This window comes from Aquabacter albus, from assembly GCF_040049275.1.
Taxonomy (GTDB): Bacteria; Pseudomonadota; Alphaproteobacteria; order Rhizobiales; family Xanthobacteraceae; genus Aquabacter.
Map to the genome: position 1 here is coordinate 17,429 of NZ_JBDZDT010000020.1, position 20,405 is coordinate 37,833.

The window sequence follows — 20,405 nt, forward strand, 5'->3', positions numbered from 1 at the left end:
GCGGGGTCGGTGTAGTTACGAACTATGAATTCGAGCGTAGGCCGCAATTCACCAACGGCTTATGTCACTGGGGCTAGTGGCGATATGGCGAAATCATCCGCCATATCGCCCAAATAATGCAGGCAGAAAGTTACGCCTGCTAGATGTGCGCGACCGATGATCGTCGCGCCGATCGCTAAAGGAATGCCCCGCGAGCGAATCCATGCCCACTCCGCTAGTCTATTCTGCTGCAGTCTTTCCTAGCGCGAAAAGTGATGTGACCTGAATACGCCTAGCCCTGCTCGACGGTCGATCCCGGTAATAGCCGTCGCCACGCCCAGCAAGGTGTAGCAGGTCCTGCGGATCCACCGAGACATTAGGAGCGTTGCGCTTAGCTTCTCTCATATCCATTGGCTTTAGAACAAGCCAGGTCGCCGCGTTGGCGCGCACTTCTTCACTAAAGTGGTCACTCATCTGTGAAGCCAGAACCATGCCAAGACCGAATTTCCGAGCTTCGGTGATCAACTCGTTGAGGATGTTGTCCGCGCGATCTCGATCCCCTCCACCCAAGCTCAAAATCTTCGCCTCATCGATGACCACGAAAAGGCGGAAACGCTGCCGGTCGTCCGCTGGTTGTACAGGGATGGGACCACGCAGGCGGAGTACCCGAAATAACTTTCGAAGAAGAGTTTCGGTAGCAACGAAGCGGATATCGTCCGGGAGTTTACTCAAGTCCAGTCGTACTGAATGCGATAAGAAGTCGTCGACCGATATGTGGTTCGCCCGCCGGAAAATCGGGTGATCGAAAAGTTGTTGGACAGCGGCCAAACACCCTTCGATTGACGCGCGTTGCGCTTTGCGATCATCATCATCCGCCCACTCGGCGAGGATCTGCTGCACGATGCCAAAGGTCGGAGCGGGACGGCTCCAGGTCTGCGGGTCCTCATCCACGATTCCGGCCCGTTCGTACGCCTCCTCGATTGCTTCGCGAAGGATTGCCGACTGCCGGTGTCCCAGCGACGGCACGGCACGCTGCACCATCGCGCGGAGTGCCGCTCGCTGATCGTAAAGGCCACTTTCCTCCGCGCTATGCGCGTCGATCTCCATGGGGTTCAGCCCAACAACGCTTGCAGAGCCGCTCGAGAGGAGCGTCGATTCTGTCCCGGGAAACACCACGTCCCCATGGAAGTCAAACGTCAGGACCGGAACGCCGAATCGGTGGATTGAAGACCCAAGCACCTTCAACGTCTCGGTTTTGCCTGAACCCGAGGCGCCCAGCACGAGTAGGAAGCCGTTGGACTGGCGCCCAGGTGACCAGACCACGGGACGGGAAGACGCTTGTTCGGTGCCGAGTGGGACCTCCAGCAGCCCTGCGGTATCGTCGACAACCGCGGGGACAGGTTCCGGCTGCGGACCCGTCGCGATCGACGGTCGACGGGTAGGCACCGTTGAGACCGGGGCCGCGTTCGTCAAGGCAGCATCGATCGGCGACTCGTGCGGGTCTAGGGTCGAAACAATCTCGAGCGTAGATCCTGTATTGTCGACTACGACTGGCTCTAGGGTCAGTCGCCGGAGCATCTCGACTGCACTCAGTGGCTCAACTGGCACATCGCGGCGCCGTGCCGCCATTCCCGGGATCTCTGTCTCCTCGGCCTGATCGCGGGTGGAGCGCAACACCAAACCGACATCTGCGGCCGAGAGTGTCTCCACCCTGATCGGTACGTTGCTGGCTGTTATGAATGTGCGCCCCAGGGTGTCAGCGACGGAGGCGAGTTGCACGTGGATAATGCGCGCACCAAGTCGGATCGTGATGCGCCCCGTGAATGCATCCTCTAAAAGTTCGTGCCAGCGTTCTATGAATTCTGGTTCGTGATCTTTCAGAAGAGCGGTGTAGAGATGCTCTCGAAGGACTTCTCGACGAGGGTGTGCCAGCGGCGATGAGGTCTCCGAACTGAACACTTCTGCGAGCGCCTGCAGGGTAGCAAGTACTTGTCCGACAGCGTGCCCGGTTATCACTTCGCCGCTGACTGAGTATGGGATGGCCTCGTCGTGGGCTTTCACCTCGATCACATCGATGATGAGATTGCCGTCCTCCTCACGCAGGCCTAGGAGATCTGCCTTCTCCTTAGAATGATGCCCTGCGACGAGCCAGCGCGCAGCGGTAGGAGTGTCTAGGCTGACCGATAGGCCGCTCGGCTCTTGCAGACGGTACCAACGCATGGCGATGAGTTTACCCAGCGAGCCCTTCACCTGCTTCTCGTGGCTGGAACTTGCAAGCCCTAAGATTCCGTTTGGCTCCATTGCCACTAAGTCGCGGGCAAGTCTCTCAAGCGTCTCGGTGCTCGCCAAAAAGTGTGTGCGCCTTAGTTGCTCGTCTAGGCGAGTGATGAAGGGCGAAAGATCGTGTGCAAATGTCGTTAGCTGACGGCTGCGATCGATCCGACGGTCGATCACCTCCGCGTTGCCGAGACGTGGCAGCGGGACGCGGTGCGGATCGGCGAGCACGGTCCAGGTCGCGTACTCGGCAATTGCGTCAAGGCTCTCCTTCACGTCTCGCACTTGTGGGAGATAAGCTGGGGTCTTACGTTGGAGCGCGGTGTGCAGGAGCGCTGCAGCTGCAAGATATCCCCCGAATACATGCTCTTCTGCTACTGGAACAACTTGGATCTCTTTGCGAATACGGTTGAATCGGTACTCGCAAGTTGGCATCCAAGGGCTCAGGTCATGTACCCCCGCGCGGGCGACCGGGGAACTGCGCACCTCAAAAGGATCGAAGATAACCGCAAGGTGGGCTGGTTCTTCTCCGAGTTCGCGCGCTAGGTCTGCGGGCGTCATGATCTCGGGCGTAACGCTGAGTGAAGCCAGCCCCCTCTCCTCCGCTCGCCGGAGTTGCTCACGCACCGTCTCGTTGAGGTCATTGATCTCGTTGGCCCAGCCGCGCGTATCGATGTGCGTATATCGGACTCTGACGTGGAGACCCCAATAGCTGGCGACATGCATCTCCTGGTCTGCTTCGAGGCCATTAAGCAGCGCCTCGACAAACTTGCTGGGTTGCGGCGGATTGACGAGCAGAACTTGTAGACCAGATCGCGCAAATGGCCGGAGCATCGCGAGCCGGTGCGCCACGTCGGCGATTGTCCGTACGCCGTCGGATTCAAGGAGGCCGCGTGGAGAGGCCCTAAAGATTGGCAGGCGGCCGATCGTCCCGGCCTGGCCGAGCAGCGTCGACTGACCTAGTCCTGTAGTTTGCTGCGGAAGGACGAGGATCTGGAGAAGTTGGATCTCGTCCGCACAGGCCTCTTCGACCGTCTGGGTTTCGCGTTCGGAAAGCTTCCGCGAAAGCCCACGCACGTCTCGGACGATGGTCGCACTACGCCAGAGATACAGTGGGTGCAGCGGCGACATCACCGCCTCAACTTCCTCTTCGCGCCGATAGACATAGAGTTCAAGCGCGAGCAGCCCGCTCAGCACCGCCTCGGCCTCGAAGTCAGCGGCCGCTATCATCTCTTGATAGCAGGATGATACAAGGCGCATCATCGCTTCGTACGTAGCAAGGTATTGTTCAAGTGTTTGCTGGAGATCGGGTTTGCCGGCGAGGAACGCGATTGGCGAGATTGCAAGTTCCGAGGCGAATGGCAGAAGCGCTGCCCGCAAATCCCTCAGTCGTTCGACCTCGGACACCAGCCCCGTCGGAACTACCTCCTCCGCAGCGAAGCCGCGAAGTTGATCGAGGACCGGTTCGATTCGAAAAGGATTCCAGGCTTTAAACGCGGCAACCTCGAGAAGCGCATCGGGTTTCTCACTCTCGACCTCTATTAAGCCGCCCCAGTCCTGCTCCGTAGACCGGGATCGTACGAGGTTCAGAAGGTCGCGATTGGCTTCAACGACGCTCGTTGCGGCAGGCGATCCGGCTCGCTTAACGTCCTGGTCGGAGATCCGCATATCGTCTTCGAGCACCGCGGAAACGATCTGGCTTATCTCCTCTGCGATGTCTGCGAGATCCTCCTCTTTGCCTTCCATGAGAAGACGGCTGACTGCCCGTTCGACCTCCTCGCGGGGAAGGCCGCCCGGATTCAGTCTCGCGCCCGGTTTGACCTTAGCGCGCCACAGAGCATTGGCCTCCTCAAGATCGAGAGCCGAAAAGTCGCCATCCACGGCGGCCTGACGCATTGTGCGGAGAAGTCGATTTGCCGCCGTACGTTCCGTTCCCTCAAGCCTGCGGCTATAGTCGCGCAGTCGTGCCCAGTCTTCGTTAGTGGCTCTTCTGAGTTGGTCGACGAACTCGCGGTTTACAAGCAGTCGACGCAGGACCCGCTGATCACTTTTCTCGTCAGCTAAGCGGCCATCGGGGAGGAGCCCGAGGAGGTGCAGCCGCCTCGGCGCCAGTACCGACCTCTCAGTGGGTAGGGTGCTCGCAAGTTCTTCATCGAAGCGAACCATGTCTTGCAGTGAGATGCGGAGGCGGGGATTACGCCCGAGAACATCCCAAAGGGTCCGCAGCCACGCCACCTCGGCTTCCGCAGCCTGTCCACCGCACAGTCTACGCAACAGATCGGCTTCCCCGATATTGCGGAAGTCGCGCAATGAGGCAGCCTTAGTGAGGGGGCGTTCAGCAATGACCGCGATTGTCCGCAAACGGTCATTCCGCCACTGCACCGCATCCTCTTCGCGTGAGGAAACGTAGCCACGGATGCCTGTAACCTTCGACACAGCCTCCCTAATGGCGTCGCTTTGATCGACGAGCGCCATTCTGAGCTGGGGGCCGCGTTTAGCGGAGATCGGTCCCGCCGCCGCCGCGAGTGCTTCATAGTCGAGCGGCTTCACGTCCCGGACGACGACACCAAACTCGCCGCGCTCGGCGAGTTCCTTGAGTTCGTCGATGAGGATGGAACTGACACGCGTTGCGACGGGGTTAGCCATGTTGCTGCTCTTCCTCCATGACGCCCACGATAGCTACGCTGTCTGCGAGGCGTCGCGCGAGGCCAAGCATCTCCAGACGCGACAACAGCCTCTCGCTGTTTTCGGCAAGGCTTGCGCTGTCCACCTCCGCCCCCGACTGGGCAAGCAGCGCCCCATCTTCGGGCCGGCCCCCCACAATGATGTGCCACCGATCGTGAAACGCGTCCAAAAAGTCTCGATATTCGAGTTGTTGACCCACCGCGTCGAAAGTGCCGACGGTAAGTACCTCTAAAGTACGGTCAGCAGGAACGAGTCGCTTATTCGGATTTTTTTGCTGCGGATAAAGCAGTCCGCTGCGCACGCCGAACAGTCGCAGAAAGCCGTCCAGGCTCCGTCCGCTGCTGCCATCCACCCGCTCCACGAGTTGTGTTGGCAGTTCCTCAGCCATGCTTCCGCCGAAAAGCGAGATCTCTTCGATCAACTCGGCAAGGATCTTGGGGCTCATGTTGGCGCCCTTCTTCTCTGCCTTCGAGCGGGCGAGTTCCGTGAACGCGGCATGCGGGTCCGCAGCCCAGTCTGTTTGGACCTCGGCCAGTAGGTCGGAGAGGATCTTCGCCATATATGCCCGGCTATCGTCCATAAGTCGGGTCACCAGCAGTTCGCTTGCGGCCGCAACAGGGGACACCTTGGTGCCGCTCGCATCTAGCAGCAAGAGGCGTCGAGGAGCGCCCGCCCACTCAGTTGCACGGGTGGAAGCGTGGACGAAGACGCTAATCGAGGCGAGTGTGATGATGCGTTGCAGGGTAGCAATCGGATTTGGGCGCGCGTGCCGCTCATAGGTGCCAAGGTCGGTAGCTGCAGATCGAAGCGCTTCCGCCACGGCGGAACTCCGGACAGCAGTCAGGTCTTCGTATCTCCATTCGGCGATCTTGCGCTGCCTGGTGTCGTCCGCGAGCGGTGCGAGCACAGCGGTGAGATCATCCACCGTGGCTAGGTCGCGGTCGGGAGCGCTCGCACTTTTGAGGAGGTCAAGGAGGTGCAGCCGTCCCCCGTCCTCGATGCCTGACCAGAGACGGTGCACGAATTCACCCGCGTGGTCGTCGGAAGGATCGCCGGTTACGGTGAGCGCGGTCGGTGACGAGAAGGATGATTGGTCGGGCGATGTGCCAAAGGCTGCGGCGTCGGTGGCCAAGATCGTGCGAAGCAATGGCAACACCCGCGAGACTAGTGTCGAGCCGCGTAGGTCTCCTTCATCTCCGAGTCGGCCCCAGCGGTCGCGGCTCGCATCAAGCATAGCCCTTGCCGCTTTAAGGCGTGTTTCGGACGCTTCCTTGGAAGCCGTGGCGGTCATAAGCAATTTTAGGTCCGACATGCGGCCGACAGTGCCGTGCTCAGCCCTCATCAGGGCATTGGCAATATGCACCGGCTTCAACTTGCCCTCCATCATGCCAATACCATGACGGCGACGGAGTTCTTTGCCTATTACCTCGTGAAGAAACCCTTCCATTGCCGTGTTCCTTACTCGGCGCTGTCATAGCGACGCTGCGCTAAGTCCACTCGGACTCGCACGCGGAGTTCAGACTCTGGATCGAAGATCTCGATGGTCCGCACATGGGACCCGGCCTCTGCGTGTTGGGCGAGCGAGTCGTTGAAGCGGCCGAGTCGACGCTCAAGGTCTTCTGCTGCATCGGCAGCTCCGGGAGACATAAGAAGAAGCAGGAGGCGGCGGTCTACCACAAGGTTGGCAAAACGGACGTTCTCGGGAGGCGCGAGTAGTAGGTGGTCGGCCGCCTGGCTCCCGAAGGCAGCCCGGAGTGCCGGTGCGAACCTCGGCTTGAAAAGTTGCAAACGGAGGTTTGAGACATTTCGGCCAGACACCATAGCCTTACCTTGCGCTCGTGGTGAGTAGGCCAGCCGTGTCCAGAGCCTGAGATGATCCTGCTGATTTTTATCGGCCTTGTTCCGCCAACCATTGATAAGGGCAATCAGCCTGCCGACGCGAAGTTGGATACTGAGAGTTGGATTCTGTAGGTCAGCGAACGCTCGATCTGCACGCGTCGCGTACCTGAGCCTCCCTTCAGGATGCTCGAAATACCAGCGGCGCTTGAGCGCTGTGAAGGCATCGGTTGCCTGCTCTTCGTCGTGCCGTCGGAGGTCGTCCAGATCGCGCTTGAGCACCGGCGAGAGTTCCTGACCGGCAAATGCTCCGGGATCGTAGCGTCCTCGCCAGAGGTCCTCGTCCACACGCGGCTCTGTCTGGCGAACAGGGTCGAGTCCCGCTGCAATTTGCTCGAAGATCGCCCCTTGTCCCTCGAAGGCCAACCAGGAATAGCGCGTAAATTCGGAGGGCCCCTCAGCTACGAGGTCGGCACACCGGCGCCCGCCGAAGATAAGGTATGAAACGAACCCTAGGGCCTCCCGAAAGGTGGCCCGTAGTCCACGCTGGCCAACGCGCTCCAGAAGTTCGACCGTCCGCGCCTTCACACGCTCAGTCCGCAGCATAGTCCGATTTACGTGGACCGGACAGGACGCCATGTGCGGGCACTCCTGGCAGTTCTCGTACCAGACATCCTCCGTTAGTTTATCGATGATCCTTCCCGAGAGATCAGGAGCAAGCGTGCGACGAAGACTAAGGTCAATTACAACCATCGCTCCCGGTTTCGGAGTGAAACGCTCATCGATCTCTCGGTCAACCGGAACATAAGTCACCATTCCAAGCAGTTGTTGATGGACTTCGGCCAGCCACGGCGCCTCGGCCGACTTCTGCCTAATGAGTTCGATTAACGGCCCCTCGTTAATCGCGATACAGAACGGTGCTTTTGCTTCGAGGGCTTCCTTCCAAATTGCGACGATTTCATCGTGCGAGACGGCGCTCGCATCTACGATGACTCGAGCGTTCGCCGCTTTAAGGTCGTTTTCAAGGAGCCGAATAGTGTGCGTCTTACCATCGCCAGCGTTGCCAGTGATCACGACTGAACCACCTGCGCGAACGATGCGTCGGACTACCTCATCTACCCTCGTGCGGATGTTGAGTTCCTTAAGCCGGCCGAGTTTGACGTGATCGCTGTATGCGCTCTCGTCCCGATAGAGTTGTCGGATGAAGGCCAGTTTCTCGTCTTCTATAGCCGACGCCATCGAGTGCCCCTCCCGTTGTGCCAGTTTCAGCAGGTCCGGCCGCGCCGTATCGGCGCGCTCGGGGATTAGCCGAGACACCCGCTCCTTGATGGGTGATGATGAACCGACAGCAGTTAGAGCGGGGTCGTGCGAGAGGCGGCTCGAAAGCCATCGGCGCCGCCAAAAATCCGCGATCCGTGCCTCAGCGTCAGGTCCGTCCGGCACACGGAAACGTGGCGCTTCGTCAACACCTAGGAGGAGGCGCGTTGAGTTTTCAACTAGATCGATACCATAAACGATCCGCTGAGTTCCGTGATTGAGGACGTTGGAGCGGCTCAGACCGAGCGCGGCAAAACCTTCTCGCAGTTGGCGGAGTTTCGGGCTCTGGCCCTCGCCGAAGACGAAGTTGACATTACGGTATTCGCGCGCGTGCCCCGCAAGCACTTCGAGTGCCGCCTCAGTTTCCGCGGTGAGGTTCGGCGAGCCATATCCTTCAGATGCCCCCAGTTCCTCGTAACTCGCCTCGATAACCTGGCCATCACAGGTTCCCGCCGGAAGTCTTACCCTGTTGTATTGCGATGAGCGGCCCGGATACAAACTCGAGGTGCCTAGAAAGGCCAGCATCGGCTGCTTGCTGATTAATCTGCCGGCCATCTGGCTGGCGATGATGCTGTAAGCGTCGCGGTAGCGTTCCTCATAGTCGCGACGCACCCGCGGGCTCATCATCATAAGGCAAGCCAGTTTGCCGCTTAGCACGTGGTTGTACGGGGCCACGGCGCCGCAGACTGTGATCTCCATCATGCCAGTGGCGGAGAACCGCTTCTTGAACTGCCGCAAGGCATTGTTGACTGTGCGAGTGCCCTCGGCCGAACTCAGCAGGGCTGCAATTGAATCTGCTTGGACGAGGGAGTTGTGGATGCCCAACAGAGTTCGGACCAACCGCGCACGCTTGGCCACGAACAGCGGTGAGCGCGCCATCTTCTCCAGGTCCACGCCTTCGGCGTTGTGAACCCGCTCTATCACACCGTCGTCGTCGTCAAAGTCACGTAGCCGGTCAGCGCGGTCTCCAGAAGCTTGCTTGTCGATTGCCCATAGGCGGTCGAGCAGTTCACTATGCACATACTGCGGCAGTTGAGATGGAACGGGGAGGTCGTCGATGAATATCTCAGAGTAGTCCTCGCGTATCCTTGCACGGAAAGCCTCTAGCACCTCGCGATCGCTCACGCGCCCGTCGGCGATCGCCTGTCTAAGGCCCTCTACTGTCCACCCGATCGCATTGTCGCGCGGGCCCAACTGCATCACTGCGTTCCCGAGTGCGGTGATGCCCATGATCGGATGGTTGGGCCGAGCCGCATCGCGGATAAGGTAAAAAAGGTTGCGGCCAGGGGAACTGCGGTACCTTGTGGCCCATGTGTGCCTAAAGTAGCGCCAGACATCCATGAGCCGCAGATTCGTGTGCTCATCCTTAGCGTCCGCGGTGACCAGTTGGAGGTAGGGCTGGCATGCACGCTGGAGGGCTTTCTCTCGCGCGGCACCATCCATCGCCGAGGCGGCGCGAAGGTCTGCTTCGAGTACGCGGCCGTCGGCAATGAGGTCGGTTACAGGGCGCACGCCTGCGGTTCGGCCGGGACGCTCGAGCGAAATGATGAACTTGCGTGTTGATTGCTCGGCGAGTTGGTCATTTCGGCCAAATTCGAGTTGTCTTCTTACGCTGGCCTTTGACAATGGACCCGGTGCCCCCGGGCGTACGTACAACCACCCTCCGCTTGCCAGGGTCTGCCAGCCGAGAGAGATCAAATCCCGAAGGACGAGAACCGCCGTGCTTCGGCGTAGCGCCGCAGGGGTGTCCATTGCAGGCCGCCGGAGCAGTTCCGCAAGACCTAAAAGTGCCTCGGAGGCCGGCCGGGAACCGATTTCGACAAGTTCCGCGTACGCCTGCCCGTTGTCACCGAGTGTCGGGGAGAATAATCGCCAATTACCCGTGCGGACGTCCTCCGCCAAGGTCTCTTCGTACGTCCTTACCTGCCCCCCCGATGCCAACTGCGCCACCAATCTTGCTCATTTCCCGTACCAAAAGCAGACCACCGCCGAGGGGAGGCCGATCGATACCAATCCTCGACACATGGCGACGCTGGCCACCATTCCGCAACCGGAAACACGACGCCCCCCACAAGAATCATGCGGCTCCGAGCATTTTGGATCGGATCGAGAAGCCGGTCCATCGTGCCGATGGATTGTGCCTCGAAACCAACTCGAGTTTCGTCTCGCCTGCGGCCCGATTTAGGCTTCATCAAGCAGGTGAAGTTGTTCCCCGACTGAGTGACGGATCTTGTTGCGATCGTACCAGTCGACGCTTTTGCCGTACCGCTGCTGGGGCCAAGGGCGCGTTAGATTGATGCCCGTGGTCTTAGGTATCGTGCCGTGCTCTCGAAGTCTGAAAATTGGCAAATAAATATAAGCAAAAGAAGTCGCATAAATCAAAATAAATGAGACACTTGGTGGGCATCGAGATTTCAAGAGTTTACGTGTCTCATTTATTAGTCTCAGAATGCAGATTCTGAATGTGGCTGCACGAATTGCGGCTTCGCGGCAGAAGAAAACCTTGCCAAGTGCATGTCTGAACGTCCGGTATGGGGCCGGGAGCGGACCGGCCGGTTTCGGCTGCCGCTGTGCAGATAGCCGCCGTTCTACAGCCGACCCCATCTCCGCCGTTCCAGGGTCACTGACGGCTTCCCAAAGGCCGCCGCTCCTTGGATGTCACTTGTCGGCGTGGTCGGGGCGCGAAGCGCTATATTCGCTTCTGCTAACATGCGTCACAAGTTGTCGTTGAACTGCTGTGCTCTTCCGGGCATCCCGCTCCCTTTGGGTGGGAATGGTTTCGGTCAACTGCACGCGAGTTAGCCGGCCTCGGCATCTGCACCATTCTTACCTATTGCGTGTGACCGTGGATAAGACCTGATCCCACGAATCTGTCACGGCTTTCCGGTGCAATCAGGCGAATTTCCTATATTGCTCGGCAAGATGCATTGCATTGAGTGGGGGTAACATGTTGGAAGACGAAAACCGCCGCCTCATAATGGATAGGCTTGGCGGGGCAGTGGATGAGCTCGTAGCGGACTTGTACTCAGACACTGCAGGCGGTGTCAGAGTGGTGCAGGAGGCCGAGATCACGTCGCGATTGTGCCAGCGCCTGGAAGACAGGCTGGATAACTCGCAGGCAGGAGAATACGTTTTTCGAGTAATAGCCCAGTCATTGCCGGATCGCGGGCCAAACTCGATGGAAAAGCTTTTCGGCGCAGACCTTTTCCTGTCGATCTCGCTCGATGGGGCTGATGGCTTTGACAAAGGCATTTTTATCCAAGCGAAGTATGACCGCAACATCAACCGCACCGAACTGAAAGATGCTTGCCGCCGTATGGAGGCAATAGCAGAACGCCAAGGCGTTTACGTCTGGGTGTATGAACCTGATGGCGTCAAAGTGCTGTCATCGCACCAAGTGGGTCAGATGAAGCAAAACTCTCTCACCGGAATCCAGCCACGGACGATGACCGGATTCACTGGGCGCATCTTAGATTGTTATGCGGGCAGTCGAGCATGGGGAATTCCGTCTACTGGAGACCGGCGCAAATTGGTTGCTGAGCGCCTACTTGAAGCGAGAGCAAGCAATCTCCTGGACATCAAACTGAAAAAAATCGAGGCTAACGACCGAAACGCCCGGTCGCCGTGACGGATAAATACCATGCTTGTCGATATTTTTGCTCGCCGATACGAAGGAGTTCAGCTTCGTGCGGAATTTGAAGAGCGGGACAGTCGCCTGCTTGTCCAATCGTTCCGTATCCTGGCGGAGGACTTGGCGCCTTATTACCTGGATGGTCAGGAGAATTCTGCATCCGTCAGTTTCTGGACGACACTTGAAAGCAGCCTCTCGCGCGAACTTGGTGTGAAAGAGCTTTCCCAGCACTGGTCTTCTTATACCGCAAACGGGCAGTTTCAGGCGTTCAAAAATGCCCTGCTTTCGGTCTGCGAGAAGTGGCTGACCCAGCCCCCTGCCGGTTCACCAGATACCCACCTAAAAGAGCGGTTGAGCCTCATCGAACTTGGCTTCCGCGCAAAGGAAGCCGATATTGCAGCAATGAATGCTAGGGATATAACGGATGGCGAGAAGCTACTCGCCTCGCTCACCCGCCCCGGACTGAGAGTGCCTGGCGATCCAGAGGAAGGTGCCCGCGCTCGACGCGTTATTCTAACAAAGGCTTTTCAGACCGCTGTAGACGAATTGAACACTCGCTTCCGTCAAGCTAAGTATCCTTTGAATTACCATAACGGCTTCATTCAGATAGTGACCGATGATCTGATACAGAACGAGGTTGAGACCCCCCTCTGGTCGCTCTTGGCAACCCCACAATGGAAGAACGTTGATATCGACATGAAAGAGGCGCTCGACCTCCGCGACAGTGATGGCAGGGATCCTGCTTTTTATGCGGCGAGAGCGTTGGAAAGCACCATCAAAATCATCTCCGACACGAGGGGATGGACGCACGGCAAAGAGAAGGGCGCCCACAACTATATTGAGAACCTTGGCTCGAAGACGAATACCTTCATAGCTCCTTGGGAAAGTGATTTGATCAAAGACTTCTTCACCCACGTTCGGAATCCATTCGGGCATGGAGCGGGTAGCTCGACTATGCCGTCACTGACAAGACCGCAAACAGAATGGGCAATAGAATTTAGCATGATTTGGATTAAGAATCTCATTCGACGGATGTAGCTCAAAGTGCAGTCAGGCTGTACCTACCAGGATCCACTCTCGGCGTCCTAAGATGAGAAGGTGGCGTTTTCGTATTGTCGGCTTCCGAAGCTCCGGATTTCGCATCATCCTGAAGGGGGAGACAGTGCGGTGACTCTGATGCCACGGTCCTATCGCTTCACAAGCAGAAATGGGGTGGCGCTAGCGTCGAAGCTCGTACCCTGCGTGAACAACTGCTTTTGCGGCGTAGCCGCCCAAAACCCGCCAGTCCGCTTCCCACTTTAGTGGCCCGGGCGGCACGCTGTTCCGCGCGTCGAAGTGGCCATCCGCTCTACCTCGGATGACCGCCAAACGTCACATTTCCGTCCGCTCTGCCAGCAGCAGTGCGTCCTCCACGTCGACACCAAGAGATCGGACAGTGTTCTCGATCTTGGGGTGACCAAGCAAGATTTGGATGGCGCGGATATTGCCCGTTGTCTCGTAGATCATGGACGCCTTCGTGCGACGGAGCGAGTAAGCCATACTCATCTTGACGCAGTCCGATCGCGGTCACCCACTCGTCAACCAGGCGGGTGTACTGACTCGTGCTCATGTGGTACGCGTGATCAATCCGGCTTGGGAAGGCATAGTCTTCAACGGTGCCGCCGCGCCGTTCCAGCCAAGCCAGCAGTCTCGCTCGTACGTCGCTTGTGATTTCGAACTGGACTGGACGACCTGTCTTCTGCTGAACGACGATCGCGCGGGTCCGGATTTCCGGTCCGGCAACCAGATCACGAATTTTGAACTTGACTAGATCGCACCCGCGAAGCTTGATGTCGATTGCCAGATCGAACAGGGCACGGTCTCGAAGGCGTCTTTCGCGATCGAGAAAGAAGCGAACGGCCCAGATTTGCTTCTGCGTGAGCGGGCGCTTCGTCCCTACCTTCTTTCCAACGTTCCAAGCTGCGCGCTCGCGGCTAGCATCATCTAAATGAGAATGGCTCATGTGAGTTCTCCTCGGTCTTGATTGGCCGGAGAAGAAAACGGATCGCCATCATTGCAGCTTAGGGACCGGAAGCGGAATATCCGCTGTTGGAGGCGGTCTATCGAAAAAGGACATTTGCCGAGCATCTCAAGGCTCATTGTTGTCTTCCTCGTACCCGTGCCAATCATCTTCCGGCGCATAGTATTCGGCTGGATCGTACACCTGGGTCTTCTTATATCTGTCGCTAAGCCCGGCCACCGCTAGCTTGGATAGACCTGAAATCTTCAAGCCGCAGGCGACGCATTCGAAGTGAGTAGGCAGGTATTCCTGGGTTTCGATTATTTCGTCGTTCTGCAGCTTCTGCGACGGAACAGAAGCTGGCTCCCCGGTTACCAGTGATGCCGAATTGCAAGCCGGGCATACCACCCGGTGACCACTCTGCCGATTTGCCCAGATTGTGGCCTGGGCTTTGAGGATCAAAATTTCGGCTGGCACCTTATCAGCCCACGCAGCTCTATGCCGTTCGATTTCGCCTTTGACCGCTTTGGCACTATCGTCGGCAGCAGCCGTTATCAGCTTCCTTGCGACATCGGCCTCTTCGGTCCCCAATAAATCCTCCATAGTGAACCCCATGGATTTCAGCAGAACCTCACAGGTCTGATAGAAGCGAGGCTGCCAGGACGAGGCCTTCACGCCGTCGAAGCCAAGTTCTCCGGAGTGCAACTCGGAATTGCGGCGACCAGTATGACCCTCGCCGAAGGTCAGATGCTCTTTGTTGAAATCTGGTAATATGTTCTGCAGGCGGCGCAGCACCTCACTTATGGCGATACTCTTGGGAGAGTACCTTTCCTCGACAGGCGCAAATCCGAGCGAATAGTAGAGATGTGACCAGTTTTGGTTGGTCTCAGCTAGCAATGTTGGGCTGACGTTAGCCAGCGCAGCCCGAGCCAGAAACTCGAGTGCAAGGCTGGACCAAAGTGCGTACTCCCACTCATCGCTGTCATGGTTGTACATATTCTGGATATATCTCTCGGCCTTGTCGTAAAGGGCCTGAGAATCGTAAGCTGCGGGTGTCGCACCAGGCGTAATCGATTTTTTCAATGAAGGTCCTCTAGATACACCCGTTGAATCGATCGATCCTCTCTGCCGTCTGGAATGGGCGACCGGGCATGAAGCATTCGCCAATTGTCTATGATCAAGGTATCGCCAGGCCGGAAAAGCGCGACGGCCGTCGGCTCTGCTCTTTTCAGCCAATCTCTAACCAATTGATCAACAGCCTCACCAACTCGGCTTGCGGGGCGCAGGAAGATTTCATCCCAACGCAGCATGTCGAAGCCATCTCGCGTTTCTAAAAGTCGAATAAGCGTGAGCGCCCCGTTACGAGGACGCCGCGGCTTGAAGAGCGCCCTGGACAGGGCGTTTCGCGATATCGATGCAATCAGCCGCTGACCATCGATAAGAAGCGTTGGGACATCTTCGTAACCAACTTGGCATCGCAACAAGAGATAGCGCGGCGGCGGTTTCCAGTGCGCCAAATCCGTGTGAAATGGGAAGCGATCAAGTCCGAAATTGCCGCTGTACGTATTCGGCGTGGCATCCACACGAGGCTGAAGCGTCTGCACCAACCCGCCCTCCCACGGAGTTATCGCGGCCCCGATTCTGCCAGCAACTTCAAGGATTTCCAACTCCGGCGCGTACTCCTCGGTAACGGAATATCCCCGTTCGACGAGGTTGACCCGCATGTCAGCTACCGCGACCATCTATCTCACCGCATCCTCGGAAATGAATTGCAGTACTGGTGGCTACCGGCCGGACTTCATGTTTGTAATATCTGCTAATAAGATGGAACGTGTTATATATAGCGTCCATAGTCTGAATTGACGCGCTCCGCGAGGATGTACTTTAGCACCTCACCGACATTGCGGGCCGCCCTGATCGGGATAGGAAGCTTTTGGTTCACCTGGGTGGAGTTCCAATTTACCTTGGTAAGTGAAAAAACCTCTTCAGCTAGCTGCCGTACGGTACTGTCGCTACGCGGATGCGGGCAGATCAGCAGCGGCCGCGGATCATACGTACCAGGATACGTCCCATAGTATGGGATGCTACCGGTTGTGTAGAGCAGGCCCTTGCCGTCCATCTCTACGAACGTGCCACGCATGACCGGATAATTGCCGTCACGAAGCACTTTCACATGAGAGGACTCCTGAACCCACACGAGATCCCGCAGTTGTGTGCCAACATCCCTTAGCGCCGCGATAATGCCGTTGGCCTCTTCGTCCCGAAATCTGGACGTTTTCAGCACGATGACGCGCGCCGGGTAGTGAAGATGGTGCTTGTGGTAAGCCTCCAGAACGTCCGCGATCAGGGCTTTGGCGTCGTCCTCGGCCATGTATGGGTGCCGGCCACGAGACTCGGTATGGGCCTGCCGGCCCTTCAGAATGAATCCGCGGCCACGCTCGTCAAACATCTGCGCGGCGCTGGTGAATAGTTGCTGCCCACCTACCTCTCTATAAAAGCTGATACCTATGAAGCAGGCCGTAAATTCACCTTCGCGTGGAGCACGGCGCCATGGAATACGGCCGCTTCCCTTGTAGTAGAGCGTGGTCATCAGGTTCCAGCTGCGGTCGGCATCGTCCTGAATCTGGCGGTCGGTCTTGTCCTTGACCTTCTGAGGAATGCTCACCGCGCCGTCGAGCGTATCTTCCCAAGCGATCTGTATGGGGAAGCGCAGCTCCATCGCTTTAGCCTTGAGCATCCCGCGGAAATTCGGCGCGTCCGTGCCGCCACTGTCTTCCTGTTCTGAGCTCGCGTCTGGGGAATACTTGGCGTTCACCACCCGCTCGATGACCGCCACCGGCAGTGCGATAATCGCGACGTTGGGTCGTTCAGTCCCCTCATCGATTGCTCGAAGACGCACCATGAACTCTTCGACGGCCATCTCGACCGCCTCCTGGTGATTGGGTTCTTTCAAGATCGCTTCTATCCTGGCCTGCGGGATCGCCAGCGCAGCACCGTGTAGGATTTCGAATTTGCATCTGAATGGATTCTGGTTTCCCAGCCCAGGAAAGTCGGGGTGCATGTTGGGATGTTTTTCCGTTTTGCCCGGAAAGCCCGCAGTGGCCTCTTCAAGGAAGCGCTTCGCGTCCTCTACCGTCTTTGAGCTGCCAACCACCGCCATCCGGATGGTATCGCCAATAGGCGTCTGCAGCGGCCCCGCCTTGACCAAGCCAAGTCGGGGATCAAGATCGAGATGCTTGTCGCCGAACTCGAGGCGTGGCTCTTCAAAGATAGTGGTCTCGAATTTCATCCGAACAAGTTCTCCTGAACGACGGCAGCAGTCTCATCTTCCTTTTTTGGCGGGCCTCCCCAAACGTCTTCCGGGACCCTCTTGGCAAGATGCACGACCGGCGGCTCGCCGAAGATAAGTCGAGGCTCTTCGTTGGGTTCTTCATCGAAAAGGGACGCGGCGGTGCTTTGCCCTTGGGTTAGGAAGCGGTGCCACAGGATGACCTGACCGCGCAGCGCGGCGCTTTTGTCCAGACGCTTCTTCCCGGCCAGGAGTTCGGCCGGATATGTGTGTTGTTGGAAGCCATCCGTGGTGAAGTAATAGGTTGGGCTCACCACCAGGAACCACTGGTCGTATAGATTCTCGAACCGAGGAATGAAGGCGTGGTGGCGCACGAACGCCACGCGTGACTTGTCCGCTTTGTTCATCACGACATTAACCACGTCAGATGACGCTTTTCGCTTCGAGGCTTCGTAGGAAAACGATCGCGACGTGTTTTTTGATAAGGCGCGGAAGTAGAACGCGCGTTGATCCTTGTCCCAGCCAATATCCCTTTGAACCTGATGACCAAGCGCCTTTCTGAGCAAAAAGGCAAAATGGTTCACCTCATCTAGGTCTTCGTGGAAGGCGAGGTGACTGGTATCAATGGCCTCAACCTGATCGACATCAACGATTTTACGACAAACACTTTCCCTGGGATCGTGGAACGACCAGAAGGCATCACCTCTGATGGCCCAGTCGAAACGCCAGGTTTCATCAGATCCGAGAATGGTGGCGACGGCTTTTTTGGTCGTGAATCCAGTGGAAGCGACGTACACTTCCTTGGGCAATGTAATGGGCATCAGGTTCACCAATGCGTCCTCACCATCACCAAGTGGTGGGATGTAATGGCCGAAGCCTGACTTTGGGACTGTGACGGCGGCAAGCCGATTTACGGCTGAGCGGTCTAGCACATCATCCTTTTTGCTGAACCTTAGCTGCCGCTCACCTTCATCAAACCCACGCGGGACTTCCTTCCAGTAGAAGCTATCGTCGGATTGGCGCCATAGCACAATAATCACCGGAAGATTGGAGCCGCGCCAGTACTCTAAATCCCCGATACGCAGGAGGTAGGTGAATTCATCACCGTTCTCGTTGCTATATTTGCCCTCCGCCTTGGCTTTGACTTGGACGGCTATCAATTTCGCCAATGGCCTGCCATCGTCCATGACTTCGGCGATACCGTCTATCCCGGCCTCAAGGCGCGACCGGCCATCAAACTGGAATCCCATCGTGAGAAACCGGGCTTTGACCACGGTCTCCCCCATTTCACCGAGGACCTGGCTGCGCGTGATGAGCTTTGTCATGGACCCATGCTAGAACATTATGTGAACATCAAAAAGACGTAAGCAACACATTCCCCAAGTTTAACGGATCAGCACTATCGCACTCAGGATCTGGCCAAGCGTGGCCGACTTGCCTCTCGGTGATTGTCATGGCGTGTGGTACTAGGCGATCTTCAGTTGATTGCCGCTGCTTCATGAGACCCTACCCGCACATCGAAATCTCAACGCGGCAGTGAGCACGCGAGTCGAAACGATCCTCTACGGTGACGACCCCAAGTCGCGTAATCCGAGTCGTGACCAACCTTGACTCGAGCTTGTTCAAAAGCACAGAGATGCGATCCCAGGACGTATTAGAGTGGCCGCTTCCTATAAATGGAGATCACTTGTGCCATTCCTTCCATAACCGCGAAGACGACCCTAAGGGGTAATGGTCGCCACAGTATAAAGTCCGCTTTTGGAAGACCTTATTACGGTTCCGAATGACCGAAACGGGGGCGCGAAGCGGACATTCGCAACAGCGAGCCAGGAGGGCCCGCTTTGGGTCATACCCGACGCATTGAGAATTAGTTCGCAGGTGGAATGCGGCCGATGGTGGCCTTGCTCACGCCCATGATGCGGGCGATGTGCCTCACACTCTCGCCCTCTGCCTTCAGGCGGGCCGCATAGGCCTGCTGATCCGATGATAGCTTTGGCTTCCTGCCGAACCTTATACCCCGCGCTTTGGCCCTAACCCGTCCTTCTCCGGTCCGAGAGCGGATCAACTCCCGCTCGAACTCAGCCAGGCCGCCAAGGATGGTGAGCATGAGGCGGCCATGCGGGGTGGTCGTGTCCGCCCAGGCATCGGAGATGGATCGAAAGGCTGCGCCACATTCGCTCACCTCGGCCAGGACATTGAGGAGGTCGCGCGTGGACCGGGCGAGGCGGTCGAGCCGTGTGACGATGAAAACATCATCTGGCTTCAGCTTGGAGAGGCATTTGCGAAGCTCCCGGCGATCCGTCTTCGCTCCGCTCGCCGCCTCGGAGAAGATCGCTTGGCAACCGGCTGCTTTCAGGTGTTCAATCTGGCTCTCTAGAGACTGCCCATCTGTCGATACACGCGCATATCCAATAATCATGTACATAGTGTAAGTTTGATATATGAGAAATACAATATGAGAAGATGACTATACCATATAATTGTATCATAAAATTGAATTGTGCATTATCCACAAAGAAGGCGATGGGGATGTAGATGTCCCGAGCGGGGAAGTTTCGCGGCGAAAGATCCCGTGGATCCGGGCCCAGGCCGCCATGGCGCGCTTGATCGCCTCGCCTACGGGCGGCGACGACGATGCAGGTGATGGGCCACACCCTGACGCCGAACGCGACGCTCGGCTGGCAGCATGCGTTCGGGGATACGGACCCGACCGCGAACATGCTGTTCCAGGGTGGGGCGACGCCGTTCCAGATCTCGGGCGTGCCGATCGCGCAGGACGCGCTGCTGCTGGGGGCAGGGCTGTCCTATGCGCTGTCCGACGTTGCCGCGCTGTCGGTGACCTATACCGGTCAGCTCGCCACCACCGCCTCCCAGAACGCCTTCACTGCGCAGTTCTCGCTGAAGTTCTGAAGTCTTCTGTCAAGAATGGCCCCGCCGGATTTTGCCGACGGGGGTGACGCGAATGTATCCGTGCGAAGCGGGCTTTCAGTGGCACTGACTGACTGGTGCGATAGCATTACCATTCGCATTTTGAGACTAATCTTTGAGACGCATAACCTCTTGAATTCGCGCGTACGAACAGATGTCTCATATATTTTGATTTAAGAGCCGCCCGCAGTTGACCCAAAGCGGATCTGCCGGATATCTGCTTATAGGACACCTGAGGCATATGCCGCTGTCGGAGACGGCGTCGGACCATATGCAACAGCTCTTCGCCTTAGGCTAGTTGGCACATGCGAAACCCCATACGCATTCCCGAAAATCTTTCCGTACCCCTCCGGCGCGGGCCGCCTTGCGGGTTGAGGCGCTGACGTGAAGTCCTAGGGATAATCCTAGGAGTAGTCATTTGACCCTGTCGCGAGTGGAGGTGATCACCTCGGTGGAGCGCCGGCGGC

Annotated in this window: 10 protein-coding genes and 2 pseudogenes; 3 read left to right on the forward strand and 9 right to left on the reverse strand. The window is 57.6% G+C overall.

Annotated features, from left to right (window positions below; all coding sequences use genetic code 11):
• Positions 1-219 precede the first annotated feature (219 nt).
• The 3 genes from ABLE91_RS28090 to ABLE91_RS28100 are packed head-to-tail and all read right to left on the reverse strand — an operon-like array spanning position 220 to position 9,717.
• A complete protein-coding gene (locus ABLE91_RS28090) occupies positions 220-4,899 on the reverse strand; it encodes an ATP-binding protein (RefSeq protein WP_348935862.1) in 4,680 nt (1,559 codons plus the stop codon).
• Complete coding sequence (locus tag ABLE91_RS28095; protein WP_348935863.1) at positions 4,892-6,385, reverse strand: serine/threonine-protein kinase; 1,494 nt, start codon at positions 6,383-6,385, stop codon at positions 4,892-4,894. Before ABLE91_RS28095 ends, ABLE91_RS28090 begins: the two co-directional genes overlap by 8 nt.
• Before the next feature lie 11 nt (positions 6,386-6,396).
• The gene (locus ABLE91_RS28100; protein ID WP_348935864.1) at positions 6,397-9,717 is read right to left on the reverse strand and encodes a Druantia anti-phage system protein DruA; all 3,321 of its coding nucleotides are present in this window, start codon (positions 9,715-9,717) and stop codon (positions 6,397-6,399) included.
• Positions 9,718-11,038: 1,321 nt separating this feature from the next.
• Between ABLE91_RS28100 and ABLE91_RS28105 the strand changes: the two genes are divergently transcribed.
• Both ABLE91_RS28105 and ABLE91_RS28110 read left to right on the forward strand, forming a co-directional pair.
• Positions 11,039-11,719: a hypothetical protein gene (locus ABLE91_RS28105; RefSeq protein WP_348935865.1), complete on the forward strand. Its 681-nt coding sequence runs from the start codon at positions 11,039-11,041 to the stop codon at positions 11,717-11,719.
• 12 nt (positions 11,720-11,731) lie between these two features.
• The gene (locus tag ABLE91_RS28110; RefSeq protein ID WP_348935866.1) at positions 11,732-12,760 is read left to right on the forward strand and encodes an AbiJ-NTD4 domain-containing protein; all 1,029 of its coding nucleotides are present in this window, start codon (positions 11,732-11,734) and stop codon (positions 12,758-12,760) included.
• 333 nt (positions 12,761-13,093) lie between these two features.
• Here the strand turns inward: ABLE91_RS28110 and ABLE91_RS28115 are convergent.
• The 6 genes and pseudogenes from ABLE91_RS28115 to ABLE91_RS28140 form a co-directional block, all read right to left on the reverse strand.
• Positions 13,094-13,724: pseudogene (locus ABLE91_RS28115) on the reverse strand (tyrosine-type recombinase/integrase).
• A gap of 126 nt (positions 13,725-13,850) precedes the next feature.
• Positions 13,851-14,804, reverse strand: a complete 954-nt coding sequence (locus ABLE91_RS28120) for a hypothetical protein (RefSeq protein WP_348935867.1) — start codon at positions 14,802-14,804, stop codon at positions 13,851-13,853.
• Complete coding sequence (locus ABLE91_RS28125; RefSeq protein ID WP_348935868.1) at positions 14,801-15,463, reverse strand: TauD/TfdA family dioxygenase; 663 nt, start codon at positions 15,461-15,463, stop codon at positions 14,801-14,803. Before ABLE91_RS28125 ends, ABLE91_RS28120 begins: the two co-directional genes overlap by 4 nt.
• A gap of 92 nt (positions 15,464-15,555) precedes the next feature.
• Complete coding sequence (locus tag ABLE91_RS28130; protein ID WP_348935869.1) at positions 15,556-17,010, reverse strand: argonaute/piwi family protein; 1,455 nt, start codon at positions 17,008-17,010, stop codon at positions 15,556-15,558.
• Positions 17,007-18,335, reverse strand: coding sequence for a DUF4365 domain-containing protein (locus ABLE91_RS28135; RefSeq protein WP_348935870.1), 1,329 nt, complete (start codon positions 18,333-18,335; stop codon positions 17,007-17,009). The genes ABLE91_RS28130 and ABLE91_RS28135 overlap by 4 nt, the downstream gene beginning before the upstream one ends.
• 542 nt (positions 18,336-18,877) lie before the next feature.
• Positions 18,878-19,435, reverse strand: a complete 558-nt coding sequence (locus ABLE91_RS28140) for a recombinase family protein (RefSeq protein WP_348935871.1) — start codon at positions 19,433-19,435, stop codon at positions 18,878-18,880.
• Between the two features lie 203 nt (positions 19,436-19,638).
• Between ABLE91_RS28140 and ABLE91_RS28145 the strand changes: the two are divergent.
• Positions 19,639-19,920 (forward strand): annotated as a pseudogene (locus ABLE91_RS28145) (autotransporter outer membrane beta-barrel domain-containing protein); the annotation flags it as partial.
• Between the last annotated feature and the right edge of the window lie 485 nt (positions 19,921-20,405).

Coding starts and splice junctions, on each gene's coding strand:
- ABLE91_RS28105 (WP_348935865.1), top strand. CDS start 11,039: ATGTTGGAAGACGAAAACCGCCGCCTCATAATGGATAGGCTTGGCGGG.
- ABLE91_RS28125 (WP_348935868.1), bottom strand. CDS start 15,463: ATGGTCGCGGTAGCTGACATGCGGGTCAACCTCGTCGAACGGGGATAT.
- ABLE91_RS28110 (WP_348935866.1), top strand. CDS start 11,732: ATGCTTGTCGATATTTTTGCTCGCCGATACGAAGGAGTTCAGCTTCGT.
- ABLE91_RS28140 (WP_348935871.1), bottom strand. CDS start 19,435: ATGTACATGATTATTGGATATGCGCGTGTATCGACAGATGGGCAGTCT.
- ABLE91_RS28090 (WP_348935862.1), bottom strand. CDS start 4,899: ATGGCTAACCCCGTCGCAACGCGTGTCAGTTCCATCCTCATCGACGAA.
- ABLE91_RS28135 (WP_348935870.1), bottom strand. CDS start 18,335: ATGACAAAGCTCATCACGCGCAGCCAGGTCCTCGGTGAAATGGGGGAG.
- ABLE91_RS28095 (WP_348935863.1), bottom strand. CDS start 6,385: ATGGAAGGGTTTCTTCACGAGGTAATAGGCAAAGAACTCCGTCGCCGT.
- ABLE91_RS28130 (WP_348935869.1), bottom strand. CDS start 17,010: ATGAAATTCGAGACCACTATCTTTGAAGAGCCACGCCTCGAGTTCGGC.